Consider the following 23,638-nt stretch of genomic DNA (forward strand, 5'->3'; position numbering starts at 1 on the left):
TTGAATGGGCAGCATGACGCAACCCTGGTTGGCCGTGATCGACATGCAGCACATCTTCGGCGCATCCGACAGCGCCTGGGCCGCCCCGGGATTCGACGGCGTGATCGACCCGATCAACCAACTGGTGGCGGCGGCGAACGGCCGCGTGACGTTCACCCGGTTCGTCGCGCCACAGAAGCCGACCGGCGCCTGGGTGTCCTACTACCGGCAGTGGGCGTTCGCCCTGCAACCGGACGACGCGCCGCTCTACCAGCTGGACGAGCGAATCGATCACTCCGGCCGAAAGACCATGGATGCCAACACGTTCGGCAAGTGGACCCCGGAGCTGGCCGCCGACGCCGAGGGCGAGCTGGTGCTCTGCGGGGTCTCGACCGACTGCTGCGTGCTGTCCACCGCCCTGGCCGCGGCCGACTCCGGCGTGCACGTCCAGGTCGTGGCCGACGCCTGTGCCGGGGTCAACGACGTCACTCACCGCCAGGCCCTCGACACCATGGCCCTGTACGCGCCGCTGATCGAGATCGTCAGCACGGCCGAGGTTCTCACCCGGTGGGCATGAGCGACACCACGGACCGGGCCCTGGGAGCGCTGACCGGCCTGGCCGTCGGAGATGCCCTGGGGATGCCGACGCAGTCGCTCCCCCGCGAGCTGATCGTCCGTCGATACGGTGACATCGTCGGCGGATTCCACGCCGCGCCGCCGGACCACCCGCTGGCCGCCGGGCTCAAGGCCGGGTCGATCACCGACGACACCGAACAGGCCCTGCTGCTCGCCCGCCTGCTGATCGAGAACAACGGCCGGATCGACCCGGCCGAACTCGGCCGCCGGCTGCTGTCGTGGGAGAACGACATGCGCGCCCGCGGATCGCTCGACCTGCTCGGCCCGTCGACCAGGTCCGCGATCTCCAACCTGCTGGCCGGGCAGGATCCGACCGAGACCGGCCGGAACGGCACCACCAACGGCGCGGCCATGCGCATCACGCCGGTCGGGATCACCGTCGACGTCAGCGATCTCGGGCGGCTGGTACAGCGGGTGGTGGCCGCCAGTTCATTCAGTCACAACACCGGGGTGGCCCTGGCCGGGGCGGCGGCCGTGGCGGCCGCGGTCAGCGCCGGCATCGATGGCGCGACCGTCGCCGAAGCCGTCGAACTCGCGGTCGCGGCCGCGCGGATGGCCCGTCACCGGGGGTACTGGGTGGCCGGCGGTGACGTCGCCGCCCGGATCGAATGGGCGATCGAGTTCGTGCGCGACAGCGATCCGGCGCAGTTGATCCAGCGCATCGACCAGGTGGTGGGCACCAGCCTGGCCAGCCAGGAATCGGTGCCGGCGGCATTCGCCGTGTTCGCCGTCCACGCCGACAACCCTTGGCTGGCCTGCCGGATCGCCGCTTCGGTGGGGGGTGACACCGACACCATCGCCGCCATGGTCGGAGCGATGAGCGGCGCCGTGTACGGGTCAACCGCATTCCCCGGCGCCGCGGTCCACCTGGTGACGACGGTGAACCACCTGCTCCTGACGCCGATGGCCACGGCTCTGCTCGCACTCCGATGAACCGGCCGTTCGACCGTCTGGTCCACCTCGGGAACGTGGTGGTGGACGTCGTCATGACGGTGCCCGACCTACCCCGGCGGGGAGGTGACCTGCTGGCGCGCACCACGCAGGTCACGGCGGGGGGCGGGTTCAACGTGATCGCCGCCGCGGCCCGTCAGGGTCTGCCGGTTCTCTACGGCGGGCGTCACGGCACCGGGCCGTTCGCGGACGTCGCGCGGGCGGCGCTGGCCGCCGAGGGCGTGACGGTGGCCGCATCGCCGACGCCGGAGGCGGACACCGGAGTGGTGGTGGTGATGGTCGATCCCGGCGGCGAGCGGACCTTCGTCACCGGCCCCGGGGCCGAGACCACCCTGGATGCCGCCGATCTGGCCCGGCTGGGGGTCACTGCCCGGGATGCCGTGCACCTCTCGGGGTACAGCCTGCTGCATCCGGCCGTTGCCGACGCCCTGATCAGCTGGCTGCCGACCCTGCCCACGGAGACCACCGTGTTCTTCGATCCGGGCCCGCTCGTCGATCAGATCCTGCCGCTCGATCTCGATCGCGTCCTGTCCCGGGTCGACTGGTTCACGGGCAACGCCCGTGAGGCGGGCCTGCTCACCGACGCCGAGACGTCGATGGCCGCCGCAGCCCGGCTCGGTCGGCGAACCGGACGGGCCGGAGTCATCGTCCGCACCGGCCCAGCCGGTTGCGTTCTGGCCGTCCGGGGACGGGACCCGTTGCCGGTCAAGGGGTTTGCTGTGGCGGCGGTGGACAGCAACGGCGCCGGCGACACCCACACCGGGGTGTTCATCTCCATGATCGGCGCCGGACTGCACCCGGCCGAAGCGGCCCGCATCGCCAACGCGGCCGCGGCGATCTCGGTGACTCGCACCGGCCCGGCGACCTGCCCGGCCGCCGCCGAGCTGGCGGCGTTCCTGGCCGCCGGTTGATCATCATTGCTGGGCGCGGGCCAGCGCGGCCCTGACCTCGGCCGCCGCACCGTCCGAACCAGTGATTACGACCGGATGGGCGGAGTCGGTCCGGCCCCAGGCCCAGGCCCACAGCGACGCGGGGTCACCGGTGACGACCGCGTCGGCGGCGACCGACGGCAGTGGATAGTCCACCAGACCGGTCAGCAGGCGCACGGACCAGCGGTTTCCGATCCGCACCACCCGACCCGATCCGTTGACGTCGGCACCAAGTTGGGTACCGAGCCACAGCTGGACGGCCTCGTCCAGCCCGTCGGCGGCCACCTCGTGATCGATCCCCCACGCGGTACCCGCCGCCTGCATGACGTCGACCCGGTGAACCGCGGTCTCGTGCGCCATCCGTCGTATCCAGAATCCAACCGTCCGGTCCGCGGCGAACCAGGTCGCGCAGGGGGCCGCCGGATCGAGCCCGGCCAGTTGGCGGTGCAGGCGGTCCGCCCCCTCGGCCGCCCAGTCGAACGGGTCCTCCGGAGCATCCGGCATCGTCTCCGGGCGGCACCCTTGCACGATCCAGACCGACACCAATCGGTAGATGCCTCCGACGTGCCGGACGATGTCGTTCACGGTCAGGCCCGGACAGGCCGGGACCGGCGCCCCCTGGTCGACGGCGCGGACGGCTGCGAGCAAGGCCGAGGCCTCCGCGCGGAACGTGCCGAGCAGACCGGGTGACAGGTCCATCCACCCTCCTGAAGTAGATTCGCTGACGGTTGTGTCGTCGTGGTCGGGGCACACCGCACCCGACAACATCGCATCCGACAACCACGCGACAACAAGGAGATTCCACCATGCCCGTCTTCGCCGTTCTCTACGACTACGCCAAGGAGTCCGATGCCGGACGCGACCAGCACCGCCCGGCCCATCGGGAGTTCCTCGGTTCCCTGACCGGGCCGGTCACCGCACTGGCCACCGGGCCGTGGGGCGACGAACCGGCGGGCGCTCTGATCATCGTCGAGGGCCCGTCGGCCGGCGAGGTCGCCGCGAAGTTGGACGACGATCCGTTCCAGGTGCAGCAGCTGATCAGCGCCCGCCGGATCCGCGAGTGGACCCAGGTCAAGGGTCCCTGGGCGTAGCGGGCGGCCCGCTATTTCGTCGGGTCGGTGACCTGGCCGAGGAACAGCGGCGCCCCGGTCGTGGTGTCGTGCACGACGTAGAAGAACGGCCGGTCGACCGTCACGTCCAGCGGCGGTTCGGTGGGCTGGGCGGCGCCCGCGCTCATCGTCATCGCCGTCGCCGCGGCCGCCTCCGTGCCCTTCTCGTCCACCGTGATCACTGCCTGGTGGACCAGGTTGGTCGCGTAGATCCGGTGCGGTGGGCCGGAGATACCTGAGATGTCAGCCGCGGTGGGGTCGAAGATGTCCTTCACGCCCAGCTTCTCCATGGCCGGAGCCAGCGACAGGCTGGTGCTGGACTTGAACTTCGGCATCGTCAGCTGCACCAGCCGGGACGATCCGGAGGTGGCGGCCGGGAGGACCGTGGCCAGGGCGCCCCGGACAGCGGCGAACTGCCCGACGTCGGGCAGCAGGATCGTCATGGCCAGCCCGCCGCCGCGATACGGCACGGTCACTGAGGTCCAGCCGCTGCCCTGAGCCGCGTCGAGATCGCCGCTGACGGACATGCCGGACGCGCTGACCTTGGTCCCGCCCACGGTGGTGAACGGAAGGGGCGACGATTCGACGGTGAACGGCGTCTGCCAGGGCGCCGTCAGGTACATCGCGTTGACCAGCGTGATGACGGTCGTCGTGTCGACCGTCCCGGTGGCCAGCAACTGCGGGATCAGCGCATGCGTGCGCTGTGACACCCACCGATTGATGGCCTTCCGCGCGGCCTCCGGATCGGCCGCGTAGTCCACCTGGTACAGCCCGACCCCGAAGTCCCGGGACAGCGAATCGAGGTAGTCCTGGTGGACGGGCAGGGCCGGCGAGAGCCAGACCGAGTTCGCCACGTCCACCGCCTCGGGGCGGGTGTCGGTAGTGGTCGGGTCGCCGGTCGGTGCCTTGCCCTGCACCAGCGCGGCCGCGACGGCCTGGTCGACGGCGGTCACGTTGCCGGCCTGCGCCGCCGCCGCGCCGCCCAGGACGGCGTCGAGCTGGGCCGCGGTCTGTCCTTTCGCGCCGGCCCGGGCCATCGCCAGTACGGCGTAGATCGAGTACGGGCTGAGCACGGCGTTCTCGGCCGCCTGCTGCCGGAGCAAGCCGGCCCCGAATGCGTCCAGGGCGGCGCCGGCGGTGGCGGGCAATCCGGCCGCGCCTCGGGCCAGCGATGCCCCGAGGGCCTTGGTCTGCCCGGCCGGCAGGGCCGTCGTCGGGCCGGCCGAACTCGACTGCGCGCTCCCGCCTCTGGTGGCGGTTCCGGGCACGGCGGGCGATGTGCCGGCGCAACCGGCCGTCAGCGCGAGAACGAGGACCAGACCGGGTACGGCCAGACCACGATGCAGCTTCATGTGAGCGCTCCTGTCGGGATGTCCTCCTCAGACGACGGCGGAGCCCGTTCGGTTGCAGCTTTCGACCCGTCAGGGCAGCGCCGGCTCGATCAGGTCGGCGTCTTCCCCAGCATCAACCACGTCGTCGGCGAGCGCCACCGGTGCGCTCACCTGGGACGGAGGCTCGGAGGTGCGGATCCGCTGGCTGATGACCTGGGTGATGCCGTCGCCACGCATCGAGACGCCGTAGAGGGCATCGGCCGACTCCATGGTGAACTTCTGGTGCGTGATGATGATCAGCTGCGACGAATCCCGCAGGAGGGTCAACAACTTCACCAGCCGGGTCAGGTTGACCTCGTCCAGCGCCGCCTCGACCTCGTCCATGATGTAGAACGGGCTGGGCCGGGCCCGGAAGATCGACACCAGCAGGGCCACCGCGGTCAGCGAGCGCTCGCCGCCGGAGAGCAGCGACAACCGTTTGACCTTCTTGCCCGGTGGCCGCGCGTGCACCTCGATGCCCGTGGTCAGCATGTCCGACGGGTCGGTCAGGATCAGTTCGCCCTCGCCCCCGGGGAACAGCTCGGCGAACACCGTCACGAATTCACGGGCCACGTCGTGGTAAGCCGCGGTGAAGACCTCGAGGATCTTGTCGTCGACCTCGCCGACCACGGTCAGCAGATCCCGACGGGTGGACTTGAGGTCCTCCAGCTGGGTGGACAGGAAGGTGTGGCGTTCCTCGAGGGCGGCGAATTCCTCCAGGGCCAGCGGATTCACCTTGCCCAGCAGATTGAGGTCGCGCTCGGCCCGCTTGGCCCGGCGTTCCTGGGTGTCACGGTCGAAGGCCATCGGCTGCGGGGCGCTGACCTCATCGCCGCGTTCCTTGGCCGTCTCGTACTCGGTCACCTCCAGCGCGGTCGGCGGGACCGGCACATCGGGCCCGAACTCGGCCACCAGGTCCTCCGCCCCGAGCCCGAACTCGGTTCCGGCGCGGGCCTCGAGCTGCTCGACCCGGAGCGTCTGCTGGGCCCGCTGCACCTCGTCCTTGTGCACGGCGTCGGTCAGGGCGTCCCATTGGGCCTGGAGTTCGCGCGCGCCGGCCCGGGTCTGGGACAGCGCCACGTCGGCGCGTTCGCGTTCGGCGGTGGCCTGTTCCCGGGCGCCGGTGGCGACGGCCAACGACACCTCGAGAGCCGCCAAGGCACGACGTCCCACCTCGGCCACCTTCGCTGCGACGGCCGCGGAGGTCGCCCGGCGAGCGGCGGCCGCCTGGGCCCTTGCCCGGCCCTCGCGTTCCTGACGGGCCTGACGACGCAGCCCCTCGGCGACGCCGGCCGACGCGCGAGCCCGCTCCTCCGCCGTGCGCAGCGCCAGCCGGGCCTCCACCTCGACCTGGCGGGCGGCCGCGGTCAGATCCATCAGCGCGTCGCGGACCTCGGTGTCGACCTCTTCCGGGGCTTCCTCGGACTCGGCGGCGAACAGCCGGGCCTCGAGATCGGCGACCGCGGCCCGGTTCTCCTCGGTGGAGGCCTCGGCGGCCTGCCGTTGCCGTTCCAGCCGTTCAGCTTCGGCGTTGGCCGACCGCATCGCCTCGCCGAGCCGGCCGAGTTGCTCGGACACGGCCGACAGACGGGCGTCGGACTCGTGCAACGCGGCCAGCGTGGCCTGGGCCTCGCGGGCCCGCATCTCGGCCTCGGTGCGGGCACCGGACAGCGCGGCCTCGAGGTCGGCGATCTGTCCGGTGACCTCGGCCAGCGCCGTTTCCGCGTCGTCGACGGCAGCCTGGATCTCGATCACCGACTGCTTGCCGGCGCTGCCGCCGAACGCCCACCCGGCGCCGAGCAGGTCGCCCTCCCGGGTGACCGCCCTGACCTGCGGCAGGTCGTCGATCAGGCGTACCGCGGCATCGAGGTCGTCCACGACGGCGACCCGGTCCAGCGCACCGGCCAGGGCCGCTCGGAGCACAGCGGGGACCCTGACGTGCTCGAAGACCCAGTCGGCGCCGGTCGGCAAGGACGGCCAGGTCGACGGATCGGCCAGGTCCGGAGCGCCGCCGATGAGCAGGCCGGCCCGCCCGGCGCCGTCGTCACGCAGCAGAGCCAGGGACGCCGCGGCCTGGGCCACGTCGGCCACGGCCACCGCGTCCGCGGCCGGGCCGAGGGCCGCGGCGACGGCGGCTTCGAATCCGGCGTCGACGTCCAGCACCGACGCCACCGAGCCGAGGACACCCGGCAGGTCGGCCGACAGGAGCGCACCCGCGCCGTCACGGCGATCGAGGCCGAGGGACAGCGCGTCGACCCGGGCCCGCAGGCCGGTCTGGCGACTGCGGGCCTCGCGGAGAGCGTCGGTGAGGTCGTCGACCCGTTGACGGGCGGCCTCCATGGCCTCTTCGGCCGACTCGTGGTCCTCGTCCAGACCGACCTCGGACGAGTCCAGGTCGCCGACCGATTCCTGCAGTTCGGCGAACTGCTCGGCGGCCGCGGCCGCCCGCTCACGGGCTTCGGCGACCGAGGTGGCCAGTCGTTCGACCTCGTCACCGCCGGCGGCCTGCCGCGAACGGGCGGCGTTGACCTGGCCGGTGAGCCGGGCCAGCCCCTCGCGGCGGTCGGCGATCGCCCTGGTCGCCGCCAGCAGCTGGTTCTCGGCCGCCTTGAGGGAGTTCTCGGTCTCGGTGCGGTGCGCCACCGCCTCGGCCAGCTCCGCCCGGGCGGCGGCCACCGCCTCTTCCTTCTCGGCCTGGGCTTCCTCGGCCGCCTCGGCCGCGGCGTCCAGCTCGTCCGGATCACGGCCGGGGCGGGGCGCCTCGGTGGGTGCCGACAGGTTGCGGCTGCGTTCGTCGGCCAGGGTCACCGTGCCGCGGAACCGTTCGGCCAGGGCGGACAGGGCGAACCAGGTCTCCTGGGCCGCGTTCAGGGCCGGAGTGGCCGCCTTCAGCGCCTCAGCGGCGACCTCGGCCTGTTCGGTCGCCTCGGCCAGTGCGCGCTGCACCGTGGTCCGGTGTTCCAGGGCGGCCGCCTCGTCGGCCGAATCGGCCGCGATCTGGTTGGTCAGGGTCACGTAGTCGTCGGCCAGCAACCGGAGCTTGGAATCCCGCAGGTCGGCCTGTACCCCGGCCGCCCGGCGGGCCACCTCGGCCTGCCGTCCGAGCGGCTTGAGCTGGCGCCGCAGTTCGCCGGTGAGGTCCGTCAGGCGGGTCAGATTGGCCTGCATCGCGTCGAGTTTGCGGAGCGCCTTCTCCTTGCGCTTGCGGTGCTTCAGGACGCCGGCGGCCTCTTCGATGAACGCCCGACGGTCTTCCGGACGGGCCTGCAGGACCGCGTCGAGCTGCCCCTGCCCGACGATGACATGCATCTCCCGGCCGATGCCGGAGTCGGACAACAGCTCCTGGATGTCCAGCAGACGACAGGTGGAGCCGTTGATCTCGTATTCGCCACCGCCGTCCCGGAACATCCGGCGGGTGATCGAGACCTCGCTGTAGTCGATCGGCAGGGCGCCGTCGGAGTTGTCGATCGTCAGCGTGACCTCGGCCCGGCCCAGCGGCGGCCGGTCGGCGGTGCCGGCGAAGATGACGTCCTCCATCTTGCCGCCGCGCAGGGCTTTGGCGCCCTGCTCGCCGAGTACCCAGGCGATGGCGTCCACCACGTTCGACTTGCCGGAGCCGTTGGGCCCGACGACGGCGGTGATGCCCTTCTCGAAGTGCAGGGTGGTGGCCGACGCGAAGGATTTGAAACCCTTGAGCGTCAGGGACTTCAGATACACGAGTGAGAAGTCCCTTCGGGTGCGCGATCGAACGAGTAGGGATCCAGATTACCGGCCGGACCGCCCTCTCCTACCGTTCGACGAACCCCGCCTCGCCGCGAGCGGCGCCGAACTGCTCGACCACGAGGGTCACCGAACCCGGGGTTCCGGGCCCGCGGAGCAGGGCCAACAACGCCTCGCACGCCGCGCGCGGCCCCTCGGCGACGACCTGCACCCGGCCGCCGGGCAGGTTGGTGGCACTTCCGCGCAGGCCCAGTTCGAGGGCGCGGGCCCGGGTCCACCAGCGGAAGCCGACCCCCTGGACCTGGCCGTGTACGAAGGCGGTGAGCCGGACCGGGGCACCCTGGGGCTGGTCGGTCATGACGCCCGGCCACGCCCGGACACCCGGGGCGGGGGCTGACAGCGCGGGCAGTAGAACGACGAGCGGTTCATGAAGGCGTCCCGGCGGATCAGCGTGCCGCAGCGGGGGCAGGGCCGCCCCTCCTGCCCGTACGCCGCGAGCGACCGGTCGAAGTAACCGGAGTCGCCGTTGACGTTGACGTACAGCGCGTCGAACGACGTTCCGCCGACCGACAACGCCTCGGTCATCACGTCCCGGGCCGCTTGCAGGACCCGGCGGATCGCCGGACCGGTGAGTGCCTGGGTGGAGCGCGCGTAGTGGACCTGGGCCCGCCACAGGGATTCGTCGGCGTAGATGTTCCCGACGCCCGACACCACGCTCTGATCCAGCAGAGCTCGCTTGATCTCGGTGTTCTTGGCCTTGATCCGGGCCACGGTGGCGCCCAGGTCGTACTGCTCGTCCAGTGGATCGATGGCGATGTGGGCCAACGGTCCCGGCTCGTCGGCCTGGCCGGGCAGGAAGGACATTCCGCCGAAGGTGCGCTGGTCGAGGAAGTCGATCACCGGGCCGCCGTCGTCGAACGTGAACCGCACCCTCAGGTGCGGATGCTTGTGCTCTCCGGTGGGCCCGACCCGGAACTGGCCGCTCATGCCCAGGTGGGCCAGCAGTGCGTCCCCGTCGTCCAGCACCCACCAGAGGTACTTGCCGCGGCGGCGGATGTCGATCACGCGGTGGCCGGCCACGGCCGCCTCGAAGTCGGCCCGACCGGCCAGGTGGCGACGGATGGCCCGTTCGTGCAGGACGGTGACGGCACGGATCCGTCGTCCGACGGCGTGCTCGACCAGTCCGCGGCGGACGACCTCGACTTCCGGCAGTTCAGGCACCGTTGGTGGCGGGACCGGCTTCGGCGATCGCGGTCGGAGTTCCGTTGTCGTCGCCGGCGACTTCCAGGGCGGTGAACGCGGCCGACGCGGCCTGTTGCTCGGCTTCCTTCTTGGTCCGGCCGGCCCCGTGACCGTACGGGGTCCCGGTGAGCAACACGGTGGCCTCGAACGACTTGGCGTGGTCCGGCCCCTCTTCGGTCACCCGGTATTCGGGGACACCGAGTCCCCTGGCCGCCGAGAGTTCCTGCAGCGAGGTCTTCCAGTCCAGGCCGGCGCCGAGTCGCGGCGCATCGGCCATCAGATCGGCGAACAGCCGGTGCACGACCGTGCGTGCCGTCTCCAGGCCGTGCTGCAGGTAGACCGCGCCGAGAACGGCTTCGACGGCGTCGGCGACGATCGACGCCTTGTCGCGGCCACCGGTCAGTTCCTCGCCACGGCCGAGCCGCAGCAGGTCGCCGAGCCCCATGCGGCGGCCGACCCCGGCCAGCGCGTGCATGTTGACGATCGACGCGCGCAGCTTGGCCAGCCGACCTTCGGGCAGGTCCGGATGATTGCGATAGAGCGCGTCCGTCACGACGATGCCAAGCACCGAATCGCCGAGGAATTCCAGGCGCTCGTTGGTCGGCAGGCCGCCGTGTTCGTACGCGAACGATCGGTGGGTCAGCGCGAGAACGGTGAGCTCGGCGTCGAGATCGACGCCGAGCTCATTGAAAAGCTTCTGCGGGTCAGGGATGTTGCTCGCCGTGATCGCATTGCGCGAGGCGGGCGATCCCGTCGCTGCTGTCCCGTCGGTCACCGGGAGTATCAGACCCCGACGACCTGGCGGCCCTTGTACTGGCCGCAGTTGGTGCACGCCTGGTGCGGCGGCGTCAGAGCGCCACAGGCGCGGTTCGGGCAGGTCGCCAGCGTGGGGACGGTGGTCTTCCACTGCGAGCGGCGCGCGTGGGTGTTGGCGCGCGACAGTCTCCGCTTCGGAACGGCCATGATTACTTCTCCTAGTTGTTTGAGATGGAGCCGGCGTCAGAATCTCCGACTCCGCTGGTGCTTCTGGTCGAGCCATTCGGTACAACACGTCCACCGGGCAAGGGCGCCGAAGAGGGCCCGGGCACGCCGAACTTGGCGGCCAGATCGGCCCACCGGGGATCAAGTATCTCATGAGCGTGACCCGGTTCCAGGTCATCGAACCGCTCGCCGCATTCCGAGCACAGGCCGGCGCAGTCGGGGCGGCACAGCGGGGCCAGCGGCAGGGTCAGCACGAGCTCGTCGCGGACCAGCGGTTCGAGATCGATCAGATCGTCGTTCAGGCGCGGGATCTCGTCGTCGTCGGTGGTGGCCGCGGTGGTCGAGTCCGGGTAGGCGTAGAGCTCACGCAGCTCGGCCGTGACCGGGATCGAGATGTCGGTCAGGCACCGGGCACATTCGCCCTCGGCCGTCCCGGAGGCGGTCCCGGACACCAGAACGCCCTCGGCGACGGACTCCAGGCGGATGTCCAGGTCGATCTCGGACCCACGGGGAACGGCGATGACCTCAATGCCCATCGGCTCACCGACGGGTGCGGAGACGCGATAGGTCTTCATGCTGCCCGGGCGCCGCCCCAGCGGGCGGGTGTCGAACACCCACGGCGAGGCGTGGTTGGGGCGGGTGGTGGTCATCATTCGATTCTCGAGTCGATACGTCAGGAATTCTCGGGCCGCTGCCCGGCGGGCGCGGCCCGGAGTGCAACCACTCCAGAGTAGTCGAAGTTCACCCCGGCCCCAATTCGTGCGCCGGCCGCCCACCGATCCCGTGCGGTGCACGCCCGAACGTCGCGCGCCCTGTTCCGGCGCGATGGGCTCCCGCCCCGTGGATTCAGTCGCGGTAGTCGGCGACCGCGCCCGACCGGAGCGAGGTACGGCCGCGGCCGACCGTCCGCAGGGTCTTGGTCAACGTCTCCTCGAGGCCGGCCAGCTTCGCGTCCACGTAGGAGTCGCAATCGGCCCGCATCCGGTCGACGTCGCCGTGGGCGGCGTCGAGGATCTTGGCCGATTCGACGTGGGCAGCCTGGACGACCTCGGACTGCGATACCAGTCGGGCCTGCTCGGAGCGGCCGTCCGCGATGGCCCGCTCGTACGTCGCCCGCCCGGCCGCCACCAGCCGCTCGGCCTCGCCGTGGCCTCGCGAGACCAGGGCATCGTGTTGATCCTGACCGTTCTGGACAGTCCGGTCGGCATCGGCCTGGGCACGGGCCAGGATGGCCTCGGCCCGGGCACTCGCCTCGTCGACCAGCCGGTCGGCCTCGGCCTGGGCGCCGGACACCGTGGCCTGCGCCTCGGCTCGGGCGCTGTGCACCAGACGCGAGGCCTCGGCCTCGGCGTCGGCGATCGACTTCTCGGCCGTCGCCTTGGCCTCGTTGACCATTTCGTCCCGGTGGTCGAGGACGTCCTGCGCGTCGTCCATCTCCCCCGGCAGCGCATCGCGGACATCGTCCAGCAGTTCGAGGACGTCACCCCGCGGCACGACGCACGAAGCCGTCATCGGCAGCCCGCGGGCCTCCTCGACGATGGTGACCAATTCGTCGAGCGCCTCGAATACGCGATACACGCTGGTGGTACCTCTCCTTCTCGTACGGGATCGACATCAGGCGCAGACCCCGCCCGGCCAGTCTGCCAAAGACAGGGCCCGATCAGACGTCAGGCACGCGGGCGGAGTCAGGGCCGACCGGGGAACCGATCCCGCCGCGCTTCGTCACCAAGCCGCGCCGAGCTTCGCGGCCAGCGCCGCATGCACCTCCGGGGTCAGGTATCCCGACACGTCGCCCCCCAGCCCGGCGACCTGCTTGACCAAGGAGGACGAGACGAACGAGTACTGCGGAGCGGTCGGCAGGAACAGCGTGTCGACGCCGCTCAGGCGGGCGTTCATCTGCGCCATCTGCAGTTCGTAGTCGAAGTCGGACACCCCACGGAGGCCCTTCACGATCACCGAGATGCCCCGTTGGGTGCAGAAGTCGACCAGCAGGCCGGAGAACGATTCGATCTGGATGTTCGGCCACCGTGCGGTGACGGCTCGGAGCAGTTCGAGCCGCTCGGCCGGCGGGAACAGCCCGGACTTCGCCGGATTGACCAGCACGGCCACCGTCACCTGGTCGAACAGGGCGGCCACCCGGCCGAAGACGTCGAGGTGCCCGAGCGTCGGCGGGTCGAACGACCCGGGACACACCGCGTGCGTCGGGGCCCTCCGGTCCGTCGCGCGGGCGCTCGTCGCCTCCCCGCCCGCTTGGTCCTTCTCTCCGGGCCCTCTCACGACTCGCCGTTCCGGTTCGCCGGCGCGCGACCGAAGCACAACCGGGTGTCGCCGTACTTCTTCGTCCTGGCTTCGACCAGCGGCTCGGGCCACACCATCTCGCCCGACCTCTTGCTGCGCTCCACGATCAGGTCGGCCCCCGGGTTCAGGTGGCCACCGGCCTGCAGTGCGGCGAAGATCTCACCGAGTTCGACGGTCGGGAGGTCGTAGGGCGGGTCGGCGACCACGAAGTCGAAGCCGCGCCCGGCCGGGGTGCGCGCGAAGGCACCCACATCGGCCGCGACGACTTGGGCGTCGGCGGCGCCGAGAGCGGCGACGTTCGCCCGCAGCGCGACCAGGGCCGACCGCTCCCGCTCGACCGCGACCAGTGAATCGGCGCCGCGCGAGAGCAGCTCCAGGCCGAGCGCACCCGATCCGGCGTACAGATCGAGAACCCGCGCCCCGTTCAGGCCACCGGCGGCGACCAGGGCGTTGGCCAGCGCTTCCCTGACCCGTTCGCTGGTCGGCCGGGTGGTCTCCCCGGGCGGCGTCTGCAACCGCCGGCCGCGGTAGGTGCCTGCGGTGATCCGCGTCATCGGGTCTCGCTCCTGGTCTGCTATCCGGCCGTTGGCCCGGGAGTGACGACCAGAACGAGGTCGCCGCCTTCCACCTGCTGCACCGAGTTGATCGCGGTGCGGACCACGCTACCGGCGATCGGACTGGTGATGGACGCCTCCATCTTCATCGCCTCGATGGTGGCCACGGTCTGTCCGGCCTCCACCGCATCGCCCTCGTGAACGCCGAGGGTGACCACACCGGCGAACGGCGACGCGATGTGGGACGGATTGCCCGGATCGGCCCGCTCCGCCACCGGGACGTCGACGGTCACCGTGCGATCCCGGATCTGCAGCGGCCGGAGCTGGCCGTTGAGCGTCGTCACCACCATCCGCAGTCCGCGTTCGTCGGCGTCCCCGATCGCCTCGAGTCCCACCGTGAGCTGCACCCCGGGCTGGAGCTCGATCACGTGCTCGGTGCCCCGCTGCAGACCGTAGAGGTAGTCCGAGGTCAGCAACACCGACACGTCGCCGAACTCCTCGCGGGCGGCCTGGAAGTCCTTGTCCGGACCGGGGAAGAGCAGGCGATTCAAGGTCTTCCGCGGAGCGTCGGCCAGCGCGTCCGAGTCCGTCGCGGAGAGGGCAGCGACCGCCGGTTTGACCGTCCGACCGGCCAGGGCCTTGGTGCGGAACGGTTCCGGCCAGCCGCCCGGCGGGTCGCCCAGCTCGCCGGACAGGAACCCGACGACCGAGTCGGGGATGTCGAACCGGGCCGGGTCGGTCTCGAAGTCGCGCGGGTCGGTACCCGAACCCACCAGGTGCAGCGCGAGGTCACCGACCACCTTCGAGGACGGGGTGACCTTCACCAACCGGCCGAGCATGGCGTCGGCCGCCGCGTAGGTCTGCTCGATCGCCTCGAACTTCCCGCCGAGGCCGAGCGCGATCGCCTGCTGGCGCAGGTTGGACAGCTGACCCCCCGGGATCTCGTGGGAGTACACCCGCCCGGTCGGGGCCCGCAGGCCGCTCTCGAACGGGGCGTAGACGGCGCGCACGGCCTCCCAGTAGGGCTCGAGGTCCATGACGGCCCGCAGGGACAACCCGGTCGACCGCTCGGTGTGCTCGAACGCGGCGACCAGCGCCGACAGCGACGGCTGCGACGTGGTGCCGGCCATCGGGGCGCTGGCCCCGTCTACCGCGTCGACACCCGCGTCCGCGGCCGCGAGGTAGGTGGCGAGTTGCCCGCCTGCGGTGTCGTGGGTGTGCAGGTGCACCGGCAGGTCGAAGCGTTCCCGCAGCGCCGTGATCAGCGTGCGGGCGGCGGGGGCCCGCAACAGACCGGCCATGTCCTTGACGGCGAGCACGTGCGCGCCGGCTTCGACGATCCGCTCGGCCAGACGCAGGTAGTAGTCGAGGGTGTAGAGCTTCTCCGCCGGGTTCGACAGGTCGGCGGTGTAGCAGAGGGCGACCTCGGCGACCGTGGTTCCGGTGGCCCGCACCGCATCGATGGCCGGACGCATCTGCTCGACGTCGTTCAGGGCGTCGAAGATGCGGAAGATGTCGATCCCGGCGGCGGCCGCCTCGACGACGAAGGCATCGGTGACCGCCTCCGGATACGGCGTGTACCCGACCGTGTTGCGCCCACGGAGCAGCATCTGCAGCGCGATGTTGGGCACCGCGGTCCGCATTGCGGCCAACCGCTCCCACGGGTCCTCGGCCAGGAACCGCAGGGCGACGTCGTAGGTGGCGCCGCCCCAGGCCTCGATGGACAGCAGTTCCGGGGTCATCCGGGCCACCGCCGGGCCGACCGCGACGAGGTCCCGGGTGCGGACCCGCGTGGCCAGCAGCGACTGGTGCGCATCGCGGAACGTGGTGTCGGTGACGGCCAGTTCGGTGCGGTCGCGCAGCCAGCGGGCGAATCCCTCCGGGCCAAGTTCGGCCAACCGCTGCCGGCTGCCCGCCGGCGCCGGCCCGTCCACCCGGGGCAGCTTGGTCGCCGGTTCGATCAGCGCCTTCGGCCGCGCACCGTAGGGCCGGTTGACGGTGACGTCGGCCAGGTAGGTCAGCAGCTTGGTCCCCCGGTCGGCCGAGTGCCGGGCAGTGAGCAGCTGCGGGTGGGTTTCGATGAACGATGTGGTGACACCCCCGGCCGCGAAATCCGGGTCGTCCAGCACCGCCTGCAGGAACGGGATGTTGGTGGAGACGCCGCGAATCCGGAACTCGGCCAGCGCTCGGCGGGCGCGGGAGACCGCCTGGTTCCAGTCCCGGCCGCGGCAGGTCAGCTTCGCCAGGAGGGAATCGAAATGGGCACTGACCTCGGCCCCGGAGTGCACCGTGCCGCCGTCGACCCGCACGCCGCCTCCGCCGGGTGAGCGGTAGGTGATGATGCGTCCGGTGTCCGGGCGGAAACCGTTGGTCGGGTCCTCGGTGGTGATCCGGCACTGCAGTGCCGCCCCGTGGATCTGGATGTTCTCCTGGGCCAGGCCAAGGTCGGCCAGGGTCTCGCCGGCGGCGATGCGGATCTGGGAGGACACCAGGTCGATGTCGGTGATCTCCTCGGTGACGGTGTGCTCGACCTGGATTCGCGGGTTCATCTCGATGAAGACGTGCCGACCGTCCCGATCCAGCAGGAACTCCACCGTGCCGGCGTTGACGTAGCCGATGTGCCGGGCGAAGGCGACCGCATCCGCGCACATGCGGGCCCGGATTTCCGGGGCCAGCCCGACGGCGGGGGCCACCTCGATCACCTTCTGGTGACGCCGCTGCACCGAGCAGTCCCGCTCGAACAGGTGCACGGCGGCGCCGGTGCGATCGGCCAGCACCTGCACCTCGATGTGCCGGGGCTCGATGACGGCCCGTTCCAGGAACACCGTGTCGTCACCGAACGCGGATGCGGCCTCCCGCATCGCCGTCCCCATCGCCTCCTCCAGGTCGGCCGCCCGGTCGACCCGGCGCATGCCGCGGCCACCGCCGCCGGCCACTGCCTTCACGAACAGCGGGAACCCGACCGTCTCGGCCGCCGCCAGCAGGGTGGGGATGTCGTTGGACGGTTCGGAGGACTCCAGCACCGGCAGCCCGGCGGCCCGCGCCGCGTCGACCGCCCGTGACTTGTTGCCGGCCAGTTCCAGCACGTCGGCCGGCGGCCCGATGAAGGTGATCCCGGCCTCGGCCAGGGCCTGGGCCAGGTGCGGGTTCTCGGACAGGAAGCCATAGCCGGGGTACACCGCGTCGGCGCCGGAATCCCGGGCCGCCCGGACGATCTCCTCCACGTCCAGGTAGGCCCGCACCGGATGCCCGAGCTCTCCGATCCGGTAGGACTCGTCGGCCTTCTGCCGGTGGAGGCTGTTGCGGTCCTCGTACGGGTACACCGCCACCGAGGCGACACCCAGTTCGTAGGCCGCACGGAAGGCACGGATGGCGATCTCGCCACGGTTGGCGACCAGGATCTTGCTGAACATGGCGTTCGAGGACTCCTCGGTGGGAACGCGATCCGGCCGCGATGGCCGGACTCCGGCGACAGCATCGGTCGGCATCAGGGCCGCGACGCGCAGGCAAACCTATCCTGCCCAGTCGCTCTCGCGGTCGGCAGCCTCCGGGTCGCCCCGAGCGTCCGTCCCGATCAGCCCTTTTCCAGGAACTCCTGGCTCTCCTCGTCGATGACGGAGGCCACCATCGCGGCCAGACCGGGATAGCCGGACATCAGCGGGTCGTCCCCGACGAACTGGGTGGCGTCGGCCCTGGCCTGCTCGATCACTTCGCGGTCGCGCAGGAGCGACAGCTGGCGCAGACCGGACGACCGGCCGGCCTGAGACGTCCCGAGCACGTCGCCCTCCCGGCGGATGGCCAGGTCGGCCTCGGCCAGTTCGAAACCGTCGTTGGTGGCCTCGACCGCAGCCAGTCGCACCCTCCCGTTGGATCCGGGCGGCGACTCGGTGACCAGCAGACAGACCCCGGGCCCGGTGCCCCGGCCGACCCGGCCCCGGAGTTGGTGCAGCTGGGACAGGCCGAACCGCTCCGCGTCCATGATGATCATCATGGTGGCGTTCGGCACGTCCACCCCGACCTCGATGACGGTGGTGGCGATCAGCACGTCGATCTGCCCGGCCGAGAAGGCAGACATGACGGCATCCTTCTCGACCGGTGGGAGCCGCCCGTGCAGGATCCCCATCCGCAGGCCTTTCAGCGGCCCTTGGGCGAGCTGCTCGGCCACCTCGACGACCGCCAGCGGCGGCCGCTTGCTGTCGCTCTGCTCCTCCGGTTCGTCGAACTCGAAGTCGTCGGGCGCGTAGTTCAGGTCCTCCAGGGACGCCGACTTCTTGACCTTGGCCCGCGCCGGTTCGTCCAGTTGGTCCCCGATCTTCGGGCACACGACGTACACCTGGTGCCCCTTGGCGACCTCTTCGTGCACCCGCATCCACGCCCGGTCGACCCAGGCCGGGCGCTCCCCGGCCGGCACCACGGTGGTCGAGATCGGCGAGCGGCCCTTGGGCAGTTCCGACAGCACGGAGGTGTCCAGGTCGCCATACACCGTCATGGCGACGGTGCGCGGGATCGGCGTTGCGGTCATCACCAGCACGTGCGGTGGGTTGCCTTCGGGATGCTTGTTGCGCAGCGCGTTCCGCTGTTCGACCCCGAACCGGTGTTGCTCGTCGATGACGATCAGACCCAGTCCGGCGAAGAACACCCCCTCGGACAGGAGGGCGTGTGTACCGACCACGATCCCGGCCTGCCCGGACGCGATGTCCAGGAGGGCCTCGCGTCGGGCCGAGGTGTTCATCGAACCGGTCAGCAGGGTGATCTTGACGGCTCCGGGCCTGGACCCGAGTTCGCCGCCGTTGCCCAGTGGACCCAGCACGCTGCGCAGGGACCGGGCGTGCTGCGCGGCCAGGACCTCGGTCGGGGCCAGCATCACGGCCTGCCGCCCGGCGTCGATCACCTGGAGCATGGCCCGCAGCGCGACGACCGTCTTGCCCGAGCCGACCTCACCCTGCAGCAGCCGGTTCATCGGATGAATGGTGGCCAGATCGTGGGCGATGGCCTCGCCGACCTCACGCTGGCCCGCGGTCAGGGTGAACGGCAGCTCGCGGTCGAACTCGGCCAGCAGTCCGTCCGGGACGGCCGGGCAGGGCTCGGCCGGGAAGTGGCGCATCTGCGCCTTTCGACGGGCCAGCACGAGCTGGATGGACAGCGCCTCGTCATACCGGAGGCGGGCGAGCGCCGCGTCCAGGGCGGTCTCGTCCGTGGGGCGATGAACGTCGTGCAACGCCGTGTCGAGGTCGACCAGCCCCCGGCTGGCCAGCAACACCTCCGGGAGCGGGTCCTCGACCACCTCGAGAACGTCCAGCACAGTGCGGACGCAACGCTGGAGCAGCGTCCCGGTGATGCCCTCGGACAGCGGGTACACCGGGATCAGCCCACCGGCGAACGACTCCAGCACGTCGATGGCGTCCTTGGCCCTGGTCTCTCCGGGTCGGTCGTCGACCGACTCAGAGGCCGACGTGCCCTTCGCGGCGGCCGGGCTGAGCCGGTCGGCCCCGGCAACACTGACCACCGCGACCTGGGGCGAGGTGATCTGGAGTTGATTGTTGAAGCTGCTGACGGTGCCGGAGAACATAGCGTCGGTGCCGACCGGCAACATCTTGCCCAGGTTCCACCGGTTGAAGAACGTGCAGGTCAGATCCCTCTTGCCGTCACTGATCACGACATTGGTGATGTTGCGGACCTTGCGCCCGGGGCCCAGCTGACGATCCTTCACCGAGCGGACGCTGGCCCAGACCGTGACCTTCTCCCCGACCTTGAGGCCCGCGATGTCGGTGAGCTTGCCCCGCCGGTCGTACTTGCGGGGGTAGTACCGCAACAGCTCCCCGACCGTCGCCAACGACAGTTTGTCCTCCAGCTGCTTGGCCGCTCGGACCCCAAGGACCCGCTTGAGCGGCGTCGACATGCCGATCGCGCCGCTCGGCTTCTCGTCCATCGTCATCTCCCTCCGGGTCCGCGCACCATCGTGCCTGCCGGCACCGACAGCCGGGGCGTCACCCCGTCCGCGACCGTCAGTCCAGCCGCCCGACCACGAGGGAGAACACCGACCCGACGGCGTATGACTCCGCGATCACCTCGCCCGCCGACCGGGTGTGGACGTGGAAGGAGCGACGGTCACCGTCGGAGAGGACGACGATCTCGTCGGACAGACCGGCCAGGGTGCGCTCCAGCCCGACGGCGTCGTCGGGCGGCAGGAACATGGTGAACGTCACCTCGGCCAACAGGGGCATGCCGTTGTTGGCGCCCGGACCCGCGCCGCAGCTGGGCCGGCGTACGGGTGCGCCGGGCGGCGCACTGGCCCGCTGGAGACCGACCAGGACCGAGCCGACCAGGGCCCGCGCCCGGTACCCGGGATCGCGGTTGGCCGCGTCGGGTGGACCGGCCAGCAGCGCGGCAGCGGCGGCGGCGCGGGTGATGGCGTGCAGGTCGGCTCCGTCGACCACCAGCTCCGCCGCGGCGTTCCCGGCCACCTGCGCCAGCTCGGCCGCCTCCGGATCGCTGTCGGCCGACGAATCGACCGCGACCGCCGCACCCCCGGCGATCAGGCCTGCGACCAGGCACAACCGGTCGGTCGACGACTCGTCGTCGACCTCGTGGCCGACCGCCATGCTGCGGCGCGCGCCGGCGATGCCGGTGGCCACGCCGGCCAGGTACACCTGCAGCACCGCGGCGGCCGGGCGGGACGGCGCCGGGACCGGTTTCGGCAGTTCGGACCAGCCGACCGCCGCCGCGATCGACCGGCCGCCGGCCAGCAGGACCTCGCGCTCGTCGGCCTCGGGCCGGAGCCAGGGCGCGTGGTCGGCGCTGCCGTCGGGGTCGAGCAGGCCGGTGAACCACCGGTCGACCAGTTCGGTGTCGAACGTCGTCATGTCAGCCATCTTGCCGCCGGACACGGCCGGTCGGAGCCTGCGGTCGTCCGGGGACCACCGGAACACCGCGGGCCGGGCCGGCGGATTTGGCCGGAACGGCCGCGCTGGCTATTCTTGGAGGGTTGCCCGGCTCCCATCGGGCGCAACCGCAAATTTCCGCGACTTTCTGATCGTGCCGACCGGGTGCGATCGCATTCTTCGATAGGGGTTGAGCCGAAGTGGCTGCCGTGTGTGACGTCTGTGGCAAGGGCCCGGGCTTCGGGATGAGCGTTTCCCACTCCCACCGCCGTACGAACCGTCGCTGGAACCCGAACATCCAGGCCGTTCGCGCCCAGGTTGCTCCGGGCACCGTCAAGCGCGTCAACGCCTGCACGTCTTGCCTGAAGGCCGGCAAGGTCGTCCGCGGCTAGTACCGGTTCGACCCCCAATACTGCGCCGAGAGGCGGCGGGACCGATGGTCCCGCCGCCTTTTTGTCGTCCCGGCACCAATTGGCGGCACCCGGATCAGGCTGCGCAGATAGAACTGCCCATCGACGCCGGTTTTTCCGGTCCGATGGGCAGTTCGGTCTGCGCCGGGCAGTTCCGTCTGCGCCGAGGAAGCTCGGGCTCAGGCGAGCGGGACCATCCAGCCGTGCGGGTCGGCCAGCTGGCCGCGCTGCAGGCCGGTGAGGGCTTCCCGGAGCTCCATCGTGATGGCTCCGGGCCGGCCGCCGGCGATGTCGAACCCGCCGTCGGCGTGCTTGACCGAGCCGACCGGGGTGATGACGGCAGCCGTGCCGCATGCGAAGACCTCGGTCAGTTCGCCGCTCTCGTTCCGCTTGGCCCATTCGTCGGTGGAGATCCGACGTTCCGCCGTTCGGTAACCGCGATCGCGGGCCAGCTGCAACAACGAATCACGAGTGACGCCGGGCAGCAGCGAACCGGACAACTCAGGAGTGACCAACTCGGCGTCGGCACCCTCTCCGAAGACGAAGAACAGGTTCATCCCGCCCATCTCCTCGACCCAGCGGCGCTCGACCGCGTCGAGCCAGACGACCTGGTCGCAGCCCTGCTCCGCCGCTTGGGCCTGCGCGGCCAGGGAGGCCGCGTAATTGCCGCCGGTCTTGGCCGCGCCGGTGCCCCCCGGGGCCGCGCGCACGTATTCCGTCGACCACCACACACTCACCGGCTGAATGCCGCCGGCGAAGTAGGCGCCGGCCGGTGACGCGATCACCGAGTAGACGTACTTGTTCGCCGGTCGTACCCCGAGTCCGACCTCGGACGCGAACATGAACGGCCGGAAATACAGGGACGCCTCGCCTCCGGTCGGCACCCACGCCCGGTCGGCCAGCGCCAGTTCGCGGAGCGACTGGAGAAACATCTCCTCCGGCAGCCGGGGCATCCCCAGCCGGTCAGCCGACCGATTCAACCGGGCCGCGTTGGCCTGCGGACGGAACGTGGCCACCGACCCGTCCGGCTGCGAATAGGCCTTCAGGCCTTCGAAGATCTCCTGCGCGTAGTGCAGCACCATGGTGGCCGGGTCGAGGGTGAACGGGCCGTAGGGAACCAGCCGGGGGTCGCGCCAGGCGCCGTTCTCGAAGTCGATGACGACCATGTGATCGGTGAAGTACCGGCCGAAACCGGGCGCCGCCAGAATCTCGGCCCGACGCTCGTCGGGCACGGGTGATGGGTTGCTTGTGCGGGTGAAGGCGGTCGTCATGAGGCGAATCTACTACGACCATCGGACGTCCTAGTATTTCGCCCTCCGGGCCGCCGAAACCCCTGCCGACCTTGTCCCGACGGCCTGGTGCCGACCCTGATGTTGCTACCTGACGTGCGACGGGACGAACGGCGGCCGCACCACGCGGACCCGCAACGAGCGGCCGCGGACGTCCACCGAGATCTCGTCACCGTCCTGGACGCCGGCGGCGGTGTCGATCAGCGCCAGGCCGATGCCCTTGCCCAGCGTCGGGGAGAAGGTGCCCGAGGTGGTCTCCCCGATGTCGGTCCCGTCGGCGCCGACCACTCGCAGGTGCGGACGCAACACCCCGCGGTCCAGCGCCTCGAGCCCGCGCAGTGTGCGCCGGGGCCCGTTCTCCCTCTCGGCCAACAGCGCGTCCCGGCCGAAGAACGCCGGTTTGCTCCAACCCACGGCCCACGTCGACCTCGCCTGCACCGGGCTGATCTCCGGGCCCAGGTCCTGCCCGTGCAGCGGGTAACCCATCTCGGTCCGCAAGGTGTCGCGGGCCCCCAGCCCGGCCGGGCGCCCACCGCGCTCGGCCGCCTTGACCGCCAGGTCGTCCCAGAGGCCACGGGCGGCGTCCCAGGGCGGCAGCAGCTCGTACCCGTGCTCACCGCTGTATCCGGTGCGGCACACCCGCACCGTGACCGGCACCCCGGCACCGTCGGTCCAGGTGCCGTCGGCCCAGGCCATGTAGTCCAGCTGGGTGGGCAGACCGACCGCGGCCACGACGTCGGCCGACTGCGGTCCCTGGACGGCGATCACGCCGAATTCGCGATGACGATCGGTGACCACGACGCCGTCCGGAGCGACCGCGGCCAGCGCGGTGACAACGTCGGCCGTGTTGGCCGCGTTGGGTACCAGGAAGACTTCGTCGTCGCTCACCAGATAGGCGATGAGATCATCGATCACGCCACCGGACTCGTTGCAGCACAAGGTGTACTGGGCCTGGCCGGGCCCGATCTTGCCCAGGTCGGCGGTCAGTGTGCGGTTCACGAAGTCCCGGGCCCCGGGGCCGGTCACCGACGCCTTGCCCAGGTGCGAGACATCGAACAACCCGACCGTGGTGCGGACCGCGGTGTGCTCGGCGACCACCCCGCCGCCGGCGTAGGAGATCGGCATGTCCCACCCGCCGAAGGCACCCATGGTGGCGCCGAGCGCCAGGTGGGCGTCATGCAGGGGCGAGTGCAGCAGATCGGCGGGTGAGTCGGCAGTCATGGTTCTAGACCGTAGTGCTCCATCGTCGGGAGCGACGGCTACCGTGCCATGCAGGCACTCGAACCCAA

The 23,638-nt window shown here is 71.0% G+C and carries 21 protein-coding genes; 5 read left to right on the forward strand and 16 right to left on the reverse strand.

The genetic code is table 11. From position 1 onward, the window contains the following. Positions 1-13 precede the first annotated feature (13 nt). From BLS97_RS21785 to BLS97_RS21795, 3 genes are read left to right on the forward strand one after another with little or no spacing between them, the layout of a single operon-like run. Positions 14-556, forward strand: coding sequence for a cysteine hydrolase family protein (locus BLS97_RS21785; protein ID WP_090482898.1), 543 nt, complete (start codon positions 14-16; stop codon positions 554-556). Further along, positions 553-1,548, forward strand: coding sequence for an ADP-ribosylglycohydrolase family protein (locus BLS97_RS21790; protein ID WP_090482901.1), 996 nt, complete (start codon positions 553-555; stop codon positions 1,546-1,548). Before BLS97_RS21785 ends, BLS97_RS21790 begins: the two co-directional genes overlap by 4 nt. Continuing rightward, positions 1,545-2,477 (forward strand): PfkB family carbohydrate kinase, encoded by a 933-nt coding sequence (locus tag BLS97_RS21795; RefSeq protein WP_090480534.1) that lies wholly within the window; start codon positions 1,545-1,547, stop codon positions 2,475-2,477. Before BLS97_RS21790 ends, BLS97_RS21795 begins: the two co-directional genes overlap by 4 nt. Before the next feature lie 3 nt (positions 2,478-2,480). Here BLS97_RS21795 and BLS97_RS21800 read toward each other — a convergent pair whose 3' ends face one another. Further along, positions 2,481-3,194: a maleylpyruvate isomerase family mycothiol-dependent enzyme gene (locus BLS97_RS21800; protein ID WP_157695616.1), complete on the reverse strand. Its 714-nt coding sequence runs from the start codon at positions 3,192-3,194 to the stop codon at positions 2,481-2,483. Positions 3,195-3,301: 107 nt separating this feature from the next. Between BLS97_RS21800 and BLS97_RS21805 the strand changes: the two genes are divergently transcribed. Then, positions 3,302-3,586, forward strand: coding sequence for a YciI family protein (locus BLS97_RS21805; RefSeq protein WP_090480541.1), 285 nt, complete (start codon positions 3,302-3,304; stop codon positions 3,584-3,586). A gap of 11 nt (positions 3,587-3,597) precedes the next feature. Here BLS97_RS21805 and BLS97_RS21810 read toward each other — a convergent pair whose 3' ends face one another. From BLS97_RS21810 to BLS97_RS21870, 13 genes are all read right to left on the reverse strand, one after another. Further along, positions 3,598-4,956 (reverse strand): serpin family protein, encoded by a 1,359-nt coding sequence (locus BLS97_RS21810; RefSeq protein WP_090480547.1) that lies wholly within the window; start codon positions 4,954-4,956, stop codon positions 3,598-3,600. Positions 4,957-5,025: 69 nt separating this feature from the next. Then, complete coding sequence (gene smc / locus BLS97_RS21815) at positions 5,026-8,691, reverse strand: chromosome segregation protein SMC (protein WP_090480551.1); 3,666 nt, start codon at positions 8,689-8,691, stop codon at positions 5,026-5,028. 70 nt (positions 8,692-8,761) lie between these two features. After that, positions 8,762-9,052: an acylphosphatase gene (locus BLS97_RS21820; RefSeq protein WP_090480554.1), complete on the reverse strand. Its 291-nt coding sequence runs from the start codon at positions 9,050-9,052 to the stop codon at positions 8,762-8,764. Beyond that, positions 9,049-9,915 carry a bifunctional DNA-formamidopyrimidine glycosylase/DNA-(apurinic or apyrimidinic site) lyase gene (gene mutM / locus BLS97_RS21825; RefSeq protein ID WP_090480558.1) on the reverse strand — a complete coding sequence of 289 codons (867 nt, stop codon included), beginning with the start codon at positions 9,913-9,915 and terminating at the stop codon, positions 9,049-9,051. Before mutM ends, BLS97_RS21820 begins: the two co-directional genes overlap by 4 nt. Next, positions 9,908-10,720, reverse strand: a complete 813-nt coding sequence (gene rnc, locus BLS97_RS21830) for a ribonuclease III (protein ID WP_172832401.1) — start codon at positions 10,718-10,720, stop codon at positions 9,908-9,910. The genes mutM and rnc overlap by 8 nt, the downstream gene beginning before the upstream one ends. Further along, entirely contained in the window at positions 10,720-10,899 is a 180-nt protein-coding gene (gene rpmF, locus BLS97_RS21835) for a 50S ribosomal protein L32 (RefSeq protein WP_090480561.1), read from the reverse strand. The genes rnc and rpmF overlap by 1 nt, the downstream gene beginning before the upstream one ends. Before the next feature lie 11 nt (positions 10,900-10,910). After that, positions 10,911-11,567: a YceD family protein gene (locus BLS97_RS21840; protein ID WP_231988254.1), complete on the reverse strand. Its 657-nt coding sequence runs from the start codon at positions 11,565-11,567 to the stop codon at positions 10,911-10,913. 196 nt (positions 11,568-11,763) lie between these two features. Continuing rightward, positions 11,764-12,495 (reverse strand): DivIVA domain-containing protein, encoded by a 732-nt coding sequence (locus BLS97_RS21845; RefSeq protein WP_090480567.1) that lies wholly within the window; start codon positions 12,493-12,495, stop codon positions 11,764-11,766. A gap of 144 nt (positions 12,496-12,639) precedes the next feature. Continuing rightward, a complete protein-coding gene (gene coaD, locus BLS97_RS21850; protein WP_407938086.1) occupies positions 12,640-13,110 on the reverse strand; it encodes a pantetheine-phosphate adenylyltransferase in 471 nt (156 codons plus the stop codon). Positions 13,111-13,190: 80 nt separating this feature from the next. Then, complete coding sequence (rsmD, locus tag BLS97_RS21855; protein WP_090480571.1) at positions 13,191-13,769, reverse strand: 16S rRNA (guanine(966)-N(2))-methyltransferase RsmD; 579 nt, start codon at positions 13,767-13,769, stop codon at positions 13,191-13,193. Between the two features lie 20 nt (positions 13,770-13,789). Beyond that, positions 13,790-17,182 carry a pyruvate carboxylase gene (locus BLS97_RS21860; protein ID WP_090482911.1) on the reverse strand — a complete coding sequence of 1,131 codons (3,393 nt, stop codon included), beginning with the start codon at positions 17,180-17,182 and terminating at the stop codon, positions 13,790-13,792. A gap of 161 nt (positions 17,183-17,343) precedes the next feature. Further along, positions 17,344-19,668, reverse strand: a complete 2,325-nt coding sequence (recG, locus tag BLS97_RS21865; protein ID WP_172832402.1) for an ATP-dependent DNA helicase RecG — start codon at positions 19,666-19,668, stop codon at positions 17,344-17,346. 106 nt (positions 19,669-19,774) lie between these two features. After that, entirely contained in the window at positions 19,775-20,632 is an 858-nt protein-coding gene (locus tag BLS97_RS21870) for a hypothetical protein (protein WP_157695617.1), read from the reverse strand. A 218-nt stretch (positions 20,633-20,850) separates the two neighbouring features. Between BLS97_RS21870 and rpmB the strand changes: the two genes are divergently transcribed. Continuing rightward, positions 20,851-21,042 carry a 50S ribosomal protein L28 gene (gene rpmB / locus BLS97_RS21875; RefSeq protein ID WP_090480578.1) on the forward strand — a complete coding sequence of 64 codons (192 nt, stop codon included), beginning with the start codon at positions 20,851-20,853 and terminating at the stop codon, positions 21,040-21,042. 197 nt (positions 21,043-21,239) lie between these two features. Here rpmB and BLS97_RS21880 read toward each other — a convergent pair whose 3' ends face one another. Next, a complete protein-coding gene (locus BLS97_RS21880) occupies positions 21,240-22,331 on the reverse strand; it encodes a branched-chain amino acid aminotransferase (RefSeq protein ID WP_090480581.1) in 1,092 nt (363 codons plus the stop codon). A gap of 105 nt (positions 22,332-22,436) precedes the next feature. Next, positions 22,437-23,570, reverse strand: coding sequence for a glycine cleavage system aminomethyltransferase GcvT (gene gcvT / locus BLS97_RS21885; RefSeq protein WP_090480584.1), 1,134 nt, complete (start codon positions 23,568-23,570; stop codon positions 22,437-22,439). Positions 23,571-23,638 lie beyond the last annotated feature (68 nt).

Origin of the sequence: Nakamurella panacisegetis, from assembly GCF_900104535.1 — a bacterium.
In the GTDB taxonomy this organism is placed as follows: Bacteria; Actinomycetota; Actinomycetes; order Mycobacteriales; family Nakamurellaceae; genus Nakamurella; species Nakamurella panacisegetis.